We start from the raw sequence: 12432 nt of genomic DNA, 5'->3' as shown, positions 1-12432 counted from the left end.
ACCTCCAAATTATCAGACTTACTCCCATAGAGAGGGACAATGTCTATTCTTGACTCATCACGAAGTCGTATACGCGCTATTTTAGGGCCTACAAATACCGGCAAGACCCATTTGGCTATGGAGCGAATGCAGGCCTATGAAAGTGGTATGATTGGTTTTCCACTTCGTCTCCTAGCTCGTGAGAATTACGATCGCCTTGTTGCAGTGAAAGGGGCATCATCGGTTGCTTTGATCACCGGAGAAGAGAAGATCATTCCCCATCGACCTAAATGGTTTATCTGTACTGTTGAATCTATGCCAGTGTCTGAACCAGTTGATTTTGTGGCCATTGATGAAATTCAACTTTGTGAGGATCGAGACCGAGGACATATATTTACAGATCGCCTGCTGCATGCACGTGGTCGTTATGAAACCATGTTCCTCGGGTCGGATAGTATGGCTGACCTCATCACACAATTGGTTGAGGATGTAGAGATTGAAAGCCGTCCAAGATTATCTACTTTATCTTATACAGGGCGACAGAAACTAACGCGCTTGCCCAGAAGAACGGCAATTGTCGCATTTTCCGTGAATGAAGTATATGCGATTGCTGAAACGATCAGGCAGCATCGGGGGGGGACGGCTGTTGTACTAGGTGCGTTAAGTCCACGCACGCGTAATGCGCAAGTGGCAATGTATCAAGCTGGTGAAGTGGATTATCTAGTGGCCACCGATGCTATAGGCATGGGATTGAATATGGATGTGGATCATGTGGCATTTGCTTCTATGCGGAAATATGATGGCCATAAATTACGTCCATTGCGCCCATGGGAGATAGGACAGATTGCTGGCCGCGCAGGGCGGCATATGAATGATGGTACCTTTGGGGTGACAAATAACCTGCCAGAGATTGACGATGATGTTGTGGAATTGGTTGAGAGGCATGAATTTACCCCCATAACGCATATCCAATGGCGTAATCGCAATCTTGATTTTAGAAATACTCATAATTTATTGCGCAGTTTACAAAAAAATCCAAATTCTTCAGAACTTCTGCGAACACGTGATGCGACTGATCATGTTGCCTTGCAGATGATGATGAAAGATGAAGCGGTGTTGTTGCGTGCGACGACACCGGATCGAGTTCAGCTTCTGTGGGATGTTTGTCAGGTGCCGGACTTTCGAAAGATCACGCCAGATCATCATACGGAATTTTTAACGCGTTTATATCTTAATCTAGTGGATCATGGTGCGGTTCCTGAAGACTTGATGGAAGAACGTTTGAGTAGATTAGATAATACTCAAGGAGATATTGATCAGCTTACCCAACGTTTGGCTCATATTCGTAGCTGGGCTTATGTAATGCATCGTTCAAGTTGGTTAAGGCATAGCTATGAATGGCAGGAACGCGCGCGATCTATAGAAGATAAGATATCTGACGCATTGCACCAATCTTTGATGTTACGATTTGTAGATAAGCGTGCAGCGTTGATCAGCAAGAAAGACAAGGGAGAGGGGCGTGAGCATGTTTCCGCTGTTGATAAAGCTGGTGTGATATCAATCGAGGGGCATATTGTTGGGCGTATGGTTGGCTTTCATTTTCAGGCTGACCGTGCAAAAGATCGCAGAGAAGCGAAACAATTGGCTGCCGCTGCTTCTAACAGTATTGCAAAATATGTTCAGGATAAATCTGATTGTTTGATTAATTCAGCAGATGCAGCTTTTCGTTTGACGCCATTCGGTCATATAGCTTGGTCTGACCCCACAGAAGAAGGTGGGGAGTTTAATGACATAGCACGATTGATCAAGGGTGAGAATATCCTGTCTCCTAAACTCCTATCGCTCAGCAATGATATCACAGATAATGCAATACAGCGTGCGATCTTGTCGCGGATGGAAGAATGGCTAAAAGCTTATCTTTCAAGAAAGTTGATTGCTTTGGAGGGGCCCAAATTATCTGACGGTGATGCCAAGTTATCTGCATATGCACGTGGGCTAGTTTTCCAACTAAAAGAGGGGTTGGGAAGTGTAAATGTGAAAGCGGCAAAGGAACAATTAGAAGGTTTAACGGAAAGCGAACGTAAAATGTTCGGGAAAAGTCAGTTACGTTTTGGAGTATACTGGGTGTTTTGGAAGCGATTACTAAATGGTGATATGTTGCGTCTTCGTGCATTATTATATGCCGTTTATCATAAGATAACTATACCCACTTTACCTAGAAAAGCACAGATATGTTTGCCATATGATTATGTTTCACAACAAGCCTGGTCGTTTATAGGATATATACCTGCAGGGCCGGTGGTATTACGTCTGGACCATTATGAAGCTGTGATGGCGCATATAAGACGAGAAAGTAAAAATGGGGTTCTTGAAAAAAATGAGAGACTTGCTGATAGAATCAGCTGTACACTTCAAGAATTGCCAAAGGTTTTACGTGCTTTAGGGTGTAGAGAGGTTGAAACCGAAGATGGTAAAGCATTCCGCTTAATTGCAAATAATGTGAAAGCATCTAAGGATAAAAAACAGGCGCAACCTAATAAATCAAAAAAACCGAACCGCAAAAAACAAGATGTCCAACGGGCTTTAAGCCAACAGAAAAAAGGTCAAGAACCTCATTCTGATAAGAAAATGGGTCGTGATATGGTCGCTTTGCAACAAGTGACAGACTTGGCAAAAGATACAATCATTCCACCATCAACAAAGATGGTTTCGGAAGATACAAAATCTACCGCAAAATTTAAGAAACATAGATCAAATCATTCGCAGGCCCAAAATGCGACGAAGAGAGGGAATACTCATAAAAGGCGACAGCAATCAGCACAAAAATCTAAGTCGAAAGTAAATCCTAATTCTCCGTTTGCGGGGTTGAAAGATTTATTGGAGGCGAAAGGCAAATGATTGGGGAAGCGCCAGAAAAACTACGTGTGGATAAATGGTTGTGGTATGCGCGTTTTTTTAAAACGCGTACTTTGGCGGCACAACAGGTAACGTCAGGCCATTTGCGTGTAAATAGTCAACCAGTTCGCAAGGCGGGCTATCAGGTCAAGGTTGGCGATATTTTAACTTTTCCCAAAGAACAAGATATTCGGGTCATCGAAATTTTGGCTTTGGGAGATAAAAGACGAGGTGCTCCTGAAGCAGCTCTTCTATATAATGACCTGGACCCACCAGTAAAAAGAAAGAAATCAGAACAGGCATCCATAGACGGACTGCGGGAACAAGGTGCAGGGCGTCCAACTAAAAAGGAACGGCGAGAAACTGACCGTTTGAAAAGTGTGTTCTGAGGACCATCGACGAAAGGAAAAAGTCCCATGTGGGCAAATGTGAAAAAATTTATCTTTGAATCTTTTGGTGAGACCGAAGAAAAAGCACATACTGAACGTGAATTGCAGATCGCAGCCGCGGCTCTACTTGTGGAAGCAGCGTTATTGGACGGTGAATTTGATGATTACGAACGTGCGATTATAGTATCGGATTGTATGAAGTCATTTGATATGGATGCAGAGACGGCTCATTCACTTTTAGATGAAGCAGTCGCCCTACAAAAAGATGCAGTAGATATTCACAGTTTCATTAGTAAGTTTGCACCGAATTTTGATTATCAAGAACGTCTACAATTATTGGAAATGCTTTGGGGTGTTGTTTATGCAGACGGTGTACTACATGATTACGAAGCAAATCTAATGCGCCGAGTTTGCGGTTTGCTGGGTGTTAAAGATAAAGATAGCGGTGATCTTCGTAAGCAAGTGCTTGCGCGTATGGATATCGTTGCCGCGTAACGAAACATGTCTCAATTTATTTCGTCGATTAGCTTGATTGTGCCAGATTATGATCAAGCCAAAGAGTTTTATGTTAATATCCTGGGGTTTGAAGTTGTTCAAGATGTTGAATTAGCGCCTGATAAACGCTGGATTGTTGTTCGACCAAAAGGGGCTATTGAGACCTGCCTTGTATTTAAGAGGGCGGAAAAAACAGAAGAATTAAATGCTATTGGAAATCAGGCTGCAGGTGGTGTTTTACTTATTCTGCGAACTAATCAGTTCGAAGCCGATTATCTAAAAATGAAGAATGCAGGGGTCGTATTTATGGAGGCACCGCGTAACGAACCTTATGGAAAGGTTGTTATTTTTTCCGATCCTTTTGGGCATAAATGGGATTTAATTCAGCCAGCTTAATGCTGGCTGTCTCTTGTGAAGGAGATTAGTTACTACGACGCTCTTCGCCTGTAAATTCCTCTGCATCTGGAACGCGACGACGATCCGGCCCGTAATAACCTTTAGCGGAAATGTAATTTTGTGGGCTTGCCATTAGACTTTTGATTTTTTTGTGAAGACTATCGGGTGCTAAAGGTTTAACGATGACAGTATCAACGCCTCCTTTGATAGCTTCAACTAAAGCTTCACGCGTACCACCTGCAAGGAGACCAAGTACACGAGGTGGGTTATCGTCTTTTTTACTGCGTGCAGCAGCGATTAACATCAACCCATCTTCTTTGGTGTCTGGAGCTAGATCTACAACCAAAAGTTCAGGCGTATGCATGGAGAGATAACTCATCGCCATGTCTATATCTAAATGAAATTGAGTATTCGTTAGGCCTGCACTTTGAAGGGCTGCGCGACCAATGGGGCCGGAATCACGGTTGGGGTCAAAAAACATCGAAGTTGCTTTGATAATCTTTTGATTTGGAACCGCCATTTGAACCATTGATAAAATCCCCAGAAAAATAATCTTAAATTGCCAATAACTTAGAATTATGCTCATTTTCTATAGAAATCAAGCATAATTCAGGAAGATTTAAGCCAGATGAGTTGAATTAATTCTTCTTATCTATAATAGCACAAATTGATTTTTTTGTCTTTAATTTCAAAGGGCGGAGAAATTTCCTTGGCTACTTTTGCGCCAAGCTTCCAGAAATTCTTTGTAAGCCATGTTTTTGTCTGATCTTTCTTCCAATTCGCTTTGTAAAAGGATACGCGCATGATTATATCCGTCTGCATCCGTAACCCCGGTATGTAATGCATATCTTAGATAGACAAGAAAGGTGTTAATAACATCTGTTTCACAATAATCTCTGATTTCTTGAATTTTTCCTTGGTCATACAGTTCCATCACATCTCCCCCATCCACACCAGTTTTACCGGGTAGATTAAACGCAGCACATACCTCATTTAACCTTAAACGTGCAGAGGCGCCGTAATCAGAAAGCTGTTCAAGTAAATCACAATGCCATGCTTTTGAATAACGTTGATTGTAGTTATTCCATTTATCCCCTACTTTGTGAAGCCATTCAGCAGAAATACCGTATTTCATTGCTCTATATTTTAATACTGGAAGATCAAAACCACGCCCATTAAAGCTAATAAGTCGTGGTACATGTTTGCCACAATACTGAAAGAATCCCCTTATAAGCTCTTCCTCGTCAGAATGTTCATTTCCACCAGAGCGAATTTCTTCTATTTGATAGGTTTCATAATCGCCATCGCGTAAGATGCGGGCACGTAGAAAACTGATGGCGACGACTTTATGGAAACACTGTCTAGGAAAAGCATTGCGACCGTCCGTGATGTTCAAGTGGTAATCTTCTAAGGATTTCCTGCGCATGTCGATATCTTTGTTATCTAATCCGGTTAGATTGGGAACAGCATCCGTGTCCGGAATGGTCTCGATATCGAAGACAAAGATTTGATCAAGCATGGGAAAATCTCAAAATTTAAGGAAGTATATTTTTATAATTCACAAGATAGAAGTTAAAGAATATACGTGCAATGAAAGAATGAGTCGGATATTCTCCCTTCTAGAAGAATCTAATTAACTAAGGAGTGGGTTTGTGTTTGCTTCCCGTTTTATGAAATCTGCATGTTTCGCAATTGGGCTTTCTCTTTCAGCAGGAGCCGCATCTGCGTTGGACCCTGAAAACACGATTTATCTTGAATTGAAAGATGGGCGTGTTGTGATCGAGTTACGTCCTGACTTGGCACCAAATCATGTGGCACGTATTAAAGAATTAACACGTGAGAAGTTTTATGATGGTATTGTTTTTCATCGTGTGATCGAAGGATTTATGGCGCAAACTGGTGATCCTGATGGTAATGGAACAGGCGGATCCGGTCAGAATCTAGATGGTGAATTCTCAGCTGAAAAACATGTACGCGGTACACTGTCTATGGCGCGTTCACAGGACCCCAATAGTGCTGATAGTCAGTTCTTTATTGTTTTCCAGGATGCACCTTGGTTGGACCAACAATATACTGTCTGGGGGAAAGTTATTGAAGGAATGGAATTTGTTGACAATATCAAGATGGGTGAAGGGCCGAATGGTGCTGTTCTTGGTGAGCGTGATAAGATTGTTTCCATGCGGGTTGCTGCTGACGTAGATTAATCCTGTCGAAAGCATAGATAACGCAATATAAAAAGCTCGGTCTTTATAACCGAGCTTTTTCAGTTTTTGGTTTTGGCAATAGCCGCTGACATTGCCTTTTTTCCTTCTGGAATAAGATCTTTGGACCAAAAGAAAGCGCCAATCATACTGACAATAATTCCTGCAAATCCGACTTGTACTGATGCAAGAAGCGCCACTTCTCCGGGAATATCAATAAGGGCAAAAAACAAGATCCCGCTCCCTTCTCGAAGGCCCCAGCCACCGATGGATAAAGGCAGAGATGAAATAAAGATAACAGCAGGTGTCACCAAAAAAAGGTCTGCAAGACTGGCGTTGAATTCAAATAAAGTCCAGTATTGAAGGACGCCCATGCAGACAACGACTATTCCCCATAAAAAGATGGCCGCTATTTTGCCTTTATGAAGTTGAAGGAGGTTTTTAAGTACCATTGAATCATTATGAATAAGTCGTGGAATCAGCAAGGCACCTGCGATAATAGATATGAAGACTAGAAATACAGCAGCAACTACTTTGGGGAAATTATCGAGTTCCTCTTGAAATACATGCGTGTCAGCAATGAAGGGCACACTAATCGCTATACATGTAACAAGAGGTAAGACAATCGCGATCTTATCGAACAGAATGCTCAATAATGTATATTTGCTTCTTATGCCAATTTGGCGCATCAATACAAGTTTGACAGCAGTACCGGAGATGAGTCCCGGAAAAAATAATCCCGCATACATAGCAACTAGTTGAGCGCGTAGACATTGGATGAAGTTCGGAAGCGGCGTTAGTAAACGAAGGATAAGCTGCCAGCGCTTTGTTACAATGGGTATAAGCAGTAGATTGATTATAATTGCAAAAAGGAAGAATTCCAATTTAATATTCTTTGCTTGTTCAATAATCCGATCAACACCGAAATAATAAACAGCAAGAAATAGTAGCCCTATGCTTATCAAGAGATTGAAGATTTTGCGCATTATCTTTATTACTGTGAAAACTAATCCATTGATATATGGCATATCCTTTTATTTTCAACAAGCATTGTAAAAAAAACATTTATGAAAATGAAAAATATTCTTAGTAATAAAGTATTGTGTGTATTTATAGTCTTGCTTTTAGCAAGTGCACAATTCTCAATTGAGTTTGTCTTGATGGGTAATTCTTTACGACTTTCTGCTGCAGATTTTCTGCTAGTGATCCTATGTATTCCAGTGATTTTTACGCTAGAGAAGAAAGATTTTTTCGAGTTACGTTTCATGATCGGTATGCTATCGATTTTATTAACATTTTTTGTATTTAATTTCATGTTTCTTAAAGGAGAATCGTATTCGTGGGCATTGGTAAAGGTGGTCGGTGTATTGCTTCTTTCAGGGATATTTTTTGTTACATATTTGGCGGGAAAAAGTTTAACTGGAATTGAGCCGGAAAAATCTCAATATACTTTGTTAAGAACGATACTTGTTATCTCAGTTTTGGTTGCTGCTATTGGCCTTGTTTTTCATCTGTATCATCGGCTTAACGCCTCACAAAATAATTTATTGAATATAGCATATCCTCAGAGGCTTTCGGGTTTATTGAGAAATCCAAATGCATATGGTTTCTTTCTGGCCTGTATGATAATTTTTGGTTTATCAGCTCTGTGTAAATTTCAAGTAGCATCGAGAAAATTAATCTGGTTGAGTCTGTTTGTCTTGCTGACGTGCTTATTTCTGACCGGGTCAAGGGGAGCAATGATTGCTTATGTATCTGTGGCTATTGTTGCGCTAATTTGTCATCCTAAACTTATCAATAAGTTAGTATTCGTGACATTTATGGCTGTTTTAGTTCCAGTTGTAATTGGAAATGGGTTTGTTTGGCTTGCTGATATTATGAATTCTCTGGGAGTATTTGGCGTGGGGGATGCGGGGGCAAATATAGGTAGAGCTGCCCATAGTTTAAATCCTACATATCTTTCTCAAGGAATTCTGATAGAAGGCTCTGACACGGGTACGATAGAAAGACTGGAATCATATAAAATTGCCTTCCAGATTTGGTTAGAGCATCCTATTTTTGGTGCTGGCTTAGGATATTATAAAAACCATTCATTAGAACATGCCGTACGCGAAGGGAGTGTATTACATAATACCGGATTGTGGTTGTTAGCAGAAACCGGAATAATTGGATTTGGAATTGTCTTGGCTCTTTTCATATATCTTTTCCGGTTGTTTTGGCTGACCAGAGATAATTGGATATGTTTTGCTATGTGTTTGATTTTAATTGTAGCAGCTGTGATGAGCCAAACATCTGAAATTATGTATCAACGTCATTTATGGGTTTTCATTGGGTTCGGATTCGCTGTGGCTATGTATCATCAGGCACAAAAAAGGCCGAACTGATATAACAGTTCGGCCTTTATTAATATACTTGTATTCCTTGTTAGGCTTATTGACGAATACCTTCTACGCCTAATTCTAAGAAGACCTGCATATCAGCTGGTAAATAAGGTTGTGTGATGCCGAAATCTGCGATTGTCAAAGCTGTTTCACCTAAAAAACCGGAACGGTAGTTACCCCATGGGTCATCACCTTGGCCAATATGGCTTACTTCGATTTCGATAGATTTTGTGACACCTTTAAGAGTTAAATCACCTGTCAGCACGCCTTTACCATCACCTGTATAGTTAAAGCCTGTACTTTTGAAAGAAGCGGATGGGAATTTATCCGTTTCAAGGAAATCAGCAGAGCGGATATGTTTGTCACGTTCTGCATGATTGGAATCGAGGCTGGTCGCGTCGATTGTAACAGAAACTTGTGCATCAGAAGGGTTATCTTGGGAAAAGCTAAAATCGCCTTCAAATGTGTTAAAACGACCAGAAATCCAGCTGTACCCTAAATGTGAAATTTTGAAATCGATATAAGCATGGGCACCATCTGTGTCGATTTTGAAGCTGTCAGCTGCAAATCCGGACACAGAAGTAAACATCGCAGCTGCGATGATTGCAGATTTTGTGAAAAATTTTATCATGAACCTAGTCCTTCGTTGGTAAGATGTTAAATAGTAAAAGTTGGAGTCTTTGTTAGCGTCTATTCTTGCCTAGCATGCGAGTTAATGTTGTATCCTTATCAATCACATGGTGTTTAAATGCACCTAGAATATGTAACACTGCTAATCCTATGAGAACGCATGCTGCATACCAGTGGATAACACCGGCAATATCTTCTTGTTTTTCGATCGAAGTGATTAAAGCTGGTACTTCAAACCAATCGAAGACCTTTATGGGGCGTCCATCAGCCGTAGAAATAAGATAGCCGCTAAAAATGATGCCAAAAATAAGTGCATAAAGTAAAATATGTGTAATTTTCGCAGATATTTGTTCCCATTTCGCATGGGTATCAAGATGTTCAGGTGGCTTATCAAAAATTCGCCACGCCAAACGTAAAATCATGGTTATAAATAACAGTATACCTATACTTTTATGGATATGTGGCGCTGGTTTATACCAGGAATCGTAATAAGTGAGATCAACCATCCACCACCCCAAGGCAAATAAACCAAAGACAGTAAATGCAACGCCAAAATGCATTAGGATAGCTACCATCCCCCAATGGGTTTGTTGATTGCGCCAATGCATTTGTCTCTCCTAAGAATGATTATGATTTACTTTAATCTTTCAGGACTATGTAAGAAGTTTACTCCGAAATTTAAATAGGTTCAAAATAAACTTATTGTTTCCAAATTTGACATAAAAAGAAGCCCATGATTTCTCACGGGCCTTGAACAATTGTATGAACAAAAGAGAAATGTTTTCTGGTTATTTACTAACCAGTTCCATAATTTCTGCTGCCGCAGCAGGAATATTCGTGCCGGGGCCATAGATTGCAGCTACACCAGCTTTTTTCAGGAAGTCATAATCCTGCGCCGGAATTACCCCTCCACAGACCACTATAATATCCTCTGCACCTTCCGATTTAAGGGCATCAATCATGGCAGGTACAAGTGTTTTATGACCTGCGGCTTGAGAAGAGACGCCAATAACATGCACGTCAGCTTCGATTGCTTGTTGGGCTGCTTCCTCTGGCGTTTGGAAGAGCGGCCCCATATCCACATCAAAGCCAATATCTGCAAAAGCAGTTGCAATGACTTTAGCGCCTCGATCATGGCCATCTTGACCCATTTTCACAACCAACATACGAGGGCGGCGACCATTGGTTTCTGCAAATTTTTCCACATCATTACGGATCTTTTGGAAACCTTCATCCCCTTCATAGGCAGAGCCATAGACACCTGAGATGGAGCGAATTTCTGCCTTATGACGTGTGAAAACTTTTTCCATGGCTGATGTAATCTCTCCAACAGAAGCGCGTGCGCGTGCCGCATCGACAGATAGTGCAAGTAAATTGCCACTGTTTTCCTGCGCCGCCTGTGTGAGTGCATCAAGTGCGGCTTGGCAAGCGGTTTCATCGCGATTTGCCTTTGTGCGCTCTAGGCGCGCAATTTGTTGTTCGCGAACAGCAGTATTATCAATATCAAGAATATCCATTTCGTCTTCTTGAGCCAATTGATATTTATTCACGCCAACAATCACTTCTTCCTTGCGGTCGATACGCGCTTGTTTCAAGGCTGCTGCTTCTTCGATCTTTAATTTTGGCATGCCAGCTTCTACAGCCTTTGTCATGCCGCCAAGCTCTTCAACTTCATCGATCAATTTGCCAGCTTCTTTGATCAAGCTCGCAGTTAAACTTTCCACATAATAGGAGCCTGCCAACGGATCGACAGTTTTGGTAATGCCGGCTTCTTCTTGAAGGACCAATTGGGTGTTGCGGGCAATTCGGGCGGAGAAATCTGTTGGCAGGGCGACAGCTTCATCCAATGCGTTTGTATGCAAGGACTGAGTGCCGCCCAAAGCCGCTGCCATCGCTTCGACAGTCGTACGGATCACGTTGTTATAAGGGTCCTGTTCTGTCAAAGAAACACCAGATGTTTGGCAATGTGTGCGTAACATTAGGCTGCGTGCGTCTTTTGGTTTGAAATGCTTTTGCATTAGGCTAGACCACAAGAAACGGGCCGCACGCAACTTTGCAACTTCCATAAAGAAATTCATACCTATACAGAAGAAGAAACTTAAACGTGGTGCAAATGCATCCACATCCTGTCCCTTGGAAAGAGCTGCACGAACATATTCGAGGCCGTCGGCAATTGTGAAAGCCAATTCCTGCACACATGTGGAACCTGCTTCTTGCATATGGTAGCCAGAAATAGAGATGCTATTAAAACGCGGCATAAAGTCGGATGTGTAGCCGATAATATCTGCAATCGCGCGCATGGATGGTTCTGGCGGATAAATATAAGTATTTCGAACCATGAATTCTTTTAAGATGTCATTTTGGATCGTTCCTGAAAGCTGCTCTGGTGAAACACCTTGTTCTTCCGCGGCGACAATATAGTTCGCCATAATGGGAAGAACAGCGCCATTCATAGTCATCGAAACGGACATCTTGTCTAATGGGATTTGATCAAAAAGGATTTTCATATCTTCGACGGAATCAATGGCAACACCGGCTTTACCCACATCCCCCATGACGCGCGGATGGTCACTGTCATAACCACGATGAGTTGCCAGATCAAAAGCCACAGAAAGGCCCATTTGGCCTGCAGCTAGATTACGCCGGTAAAAGGCATTGGATTCTTCTGCCGTTGAAAACCCGGCATATTGGCGGACTGTCCATGGGCGTCCTGTATACATGGTTGCTCGGGGACCACGGACGAAGGGAGCTGAGCCTGGCATCATACCGCCATCGGCCATATGCTCTAGGCCTTCAAGATCAGCAGCTGTATAGAGAGGTTTGACAGGAATACCTTCAGGGGTTGTCCAGATGAGTTCTTCTGCTTTACGGCCTTTGAGCTCTTTCTCAGCCATTGCATTCCAGTCATCAACTGTTTTCTTGTCAAATACGCTCATATTATGACCCTTTTCTTCATCCCGGTATTCTTTGCTCTAAATGTTACAACCCATCCAGAAATTATATTTTTCTTTTTTAGATTTACTTCAGATTATACTGAAAATTTTCCGGAGTATATGCGGCAATGCA

At 41.8% G+C, this 12432-nt stretch carries 12 protein-coding genes; 6 read left to right on the top strand and 6 right to left on the bottom strand.

The features are described 5' to 3' along the window. The first annotated feature begins 39 nt into the window (after positions 1-39). Genes E1160_RS12555 through E1160_RS12540 form a run of 4 tightly spaced genes read left to right on the top strand, consistent with a single transcriptional unit; the run spans position 40 to position 4154 of the window. The gene (locus E1160_RS12555; RefSeq protein ID WP_155155682.1) at positions 40-2877 is read left to right on the top strand and encodes a helicase-related protein; all 2838 of its coding nucleotides are present in this window, start codon (positions 40-42) and stop codon (positions 2875-2877) included. After that, the gene (locus tag E1160_RS12550) at positions 2874-3263 is read left to right on the top strand and encodes an RNA-binding S4 domain-containing protein (protein WP_155155680.1); all 390 of its coding nucleotides are present in this window, start codon (positions 2874-2876) and stop codon (positions 3261-3263) included. Before E1160_RS12555 ends, E1160_RS12550 begins: the two co-directional genes overlap by 4 nt. Before the next feature lie 27 nt (positions 3264-3290). Further along, a complete protein-coding gene (locus E1160_RS12545) occupies positions 3291-3758 on the top strand; it encodes a tellurite resistance TerB family protein (RefSeq protein ID WP_155155678.1) in 468 nt (155 codons plus the stop codon). Positions 3759-3764: 6 nt separating this feature from the next. Further along, positions 3765-4154, top strand: coding sequence for a VOC family protein (locus tag E1160_RS12540; protein ID WP_155155676.1), 390 nt, complete (start codon positions 3765-3767; stop codon positions 4152-4154). A gap of 25 nt (positions 4155-4179) precedes the next feature. On the opposite strand, the gene E1160_RS12535 is transcribed toward E1160_RS12540, so the two are convergent. Both E1160_RS12535 and E1160_RS12530 read right to left on the bottom strand, forming a co-directional pair. Further along, positions 4180-4683 (bottom strand): response regulator, encoded by a 504-nt coding sequence (locus tag E1160_RS12535; protein ID WP_218048883.1) that lies wholly within the window; start codon positions 4681-4683, stop codon positions 4180-4182. A 159-nt stretch (positions 4684-4842) separates the two neighbouring features. Then, on the bottom strand, positions 4843-5673 hold the full coding sequence (locus tag E1160_RS12530) for a 3'-5' exonuclease (RefSeq protein WP_155155672.1): 831 nt from the start codon (positions 5671-5673) through the stop codon (positions 4843-4845). A 151-nt stretch (positions 5674-5824) separates the two neighbouring features. On the opposite strand from E1160_RS12530, the gene E1160_RS12525 reads away from it, so the two are divergent. Next, complete coding sequence (locus E1160_RS12525) at positions 5825-6358, top strand: peptidylprolyl isomerase (protein ID WP_155155725.1); 534 nt, start codon at positions 5825-5827, stop codon at positions 6356-6358. A gap of 59 nt (positions 6359-6417) precedes the next feature. Here the strand turns inward: E1160_RS12525 and E1160_RS12520 are convergent, their stop codons facing one another. Beyond that, positions 6418-7383 (bottom strand): lysylphosphatidylglycerol synthase transmembrane domain-containing protein, encoded by a 966-nt coding sequence (locus E1160_RS12520; RefSeq protein ID WP_155155670.1) that lies wholly within the window; start codon positions 7381-7383, stop codon positions 6418-6420. Positions 7384-7422: 39 nt separating this feature from the next. Between E1160_RS12520 and E1160_RS12515 the strand changes: the two genes are divergently transcribed. Beyond that, positions 7423-8739: an O-antigen ligase family protein gene (locus E1160_RS12515; RefSeq protein ID WP_155155668.1), complete on the top strand. Its 1317-nt coding sequence runs from the start codon at positions 7423-7425 to the stop codon at positions 8737-8739. Positions 8740-8785: 46 nt separating this feature from the next. On the opposite strand, the gene E1160_RS12510 is transcribed toward E1160_RS12515, so the two are convergent. The 3 genes from E1160_RS12510 to scpA all read right to left on the bottom strand — a co-directional run bounded on the left by E1160_RS12510 (position 8786) and on the right by scpA (position 12302). Further along, positions 8786-9367, bottom strand: a complete 582-nt coding sequence (locus E1160_RS12510; protein ID WP_155155666.1) for a YceI family protein — start codon at positions 9365-9367, stop codon at positions 8786-8788. 52 nt (positions 9368-9419) lie between these two features. After that, a complete protein-coding gene (locus E1160_RS12505) occupies positions 9420-9974 on the bottom strand; it encodes a cytochrome b (protein WP_155155664.1) in 555 nt (184 codons plus the stop codon). A gap of 180 nt (positions 9975-10154) precedes the next feature. Next, complete coding sequence (gene scpA / locus E1160_RS12500; protein ID WP_155155662.1) at positions 10155-12302, bottom strand: methylmalonyl-CoA mutase; 2148 nt, start codon at positions 12300-12302, stop codon at positions 10155-10157. Between the last annotated feature and the right edge of the window lie 130 nt (positions 12303-12432).

Origin of the sequence: Curvivirga aplysinae (genome assembly GCF_009711445.1) — a bacterium.
Lineage (GTDB): Bacteria > Pseudomonadota > Alphaproteobacteria > UBA8366 > Aestuariispiraceae > Curvivirga > Curvivirga aplysinae.
Note: the sequence above shows the minus strand (reverse complement) of the source record. Positions and strands in the feature narration are given on the sequence as shown.

What these genes read in the sequence shown, in the direction of transcription:
- E1160_RS12535 (WP_218048883.1), bottom strand. Translation starts at nt 4,683, where the DNA reads ATGGTTCAAATGGCGGTTCCAAATCAAAAGATTATCAAAGCAACTTCG.
- scpA (WP_155155662.1), bottom strand. Translation starts at nt 12,302, where the DNA reads ATGAGCGTATTTGACAAGAAAACAGTTGATGACTGGAATGCAATGGCT.
- E1160_RS12545 (WP_155155678.1), top strand. Translation starts at nt 3,291, where the DNA reads ATGTGGGCAAATGTGAAAAAATTTATCTTTGAATCTTTTGGTGAGACC.
- E1160_RS12520 (WP_155155670.1), bottom strand. Translation starts at nt 7,383, where the DNA reads ATGCCATATATCAATGGATTAGTTTTCACAGTAATAAAGATAATGCGC.
- E1160_RS12550 (WP_155155680.1), top strand. Translation starts at nt 2,874, where the DNA reads ATGATTGGGGAAGCGCCAGAAAAACTACGTGTGGATAAATGGTTGTGG.
- E1160_RS12515 (WP_155155668.1), top strand. Translation starts at nt 7,423, where the DNA reads ATGAAAATGAAAAATATTCTTAGTAATAAAGTATTGTGTGTATTTATA.
- E1160_RS12555 (WP_155155682.1), top strand. Translation starts at nt 40, where the DNA reads ATGTCTATTCTTGACTCATCACGAAGTCGTATACGCGCTATTTTAGGG.
- E1160_RS12510 (WP_155155666.1), bottom strand. Translation starts at nt 9,367, where the DNA reads ATGATAAAATTTTTCACAAAATCTGCAATCATCGCAGCTGCGATGTTT.
- E1160_RS12505 (WP_155155664.1), bottom strand. Translation starts at nt 9,974, where the DNA reads ATGCATTGGCGCAATCAACAAACCCATTGGGGGATGGTAGCTATCCTA.
- E1160_RS12540 (WP_155155676.1), top strand. Translation starts at nt 3,765, where the DNA reads ATGTCTCAATTTATTTCGTCGATTAGCTTGATTGTGCCAGATTATGAT.
- E1160_RS12525 (WP_155155725.1), top strand. Translation starts at nt 5,825, where the DNA reads ATGAAATCTGCATGTTTCGCAATTGGGCTTTCTCTTTCAGCAGGAGCC.
- E1160_RS12530 (WP_155155672.1), bottom strand. Translation starts at nt 5,673, where the DNA reads ATGCTTGATCAAATCTTTGTCTTCGATATCGAGACCATTCCGGACACG.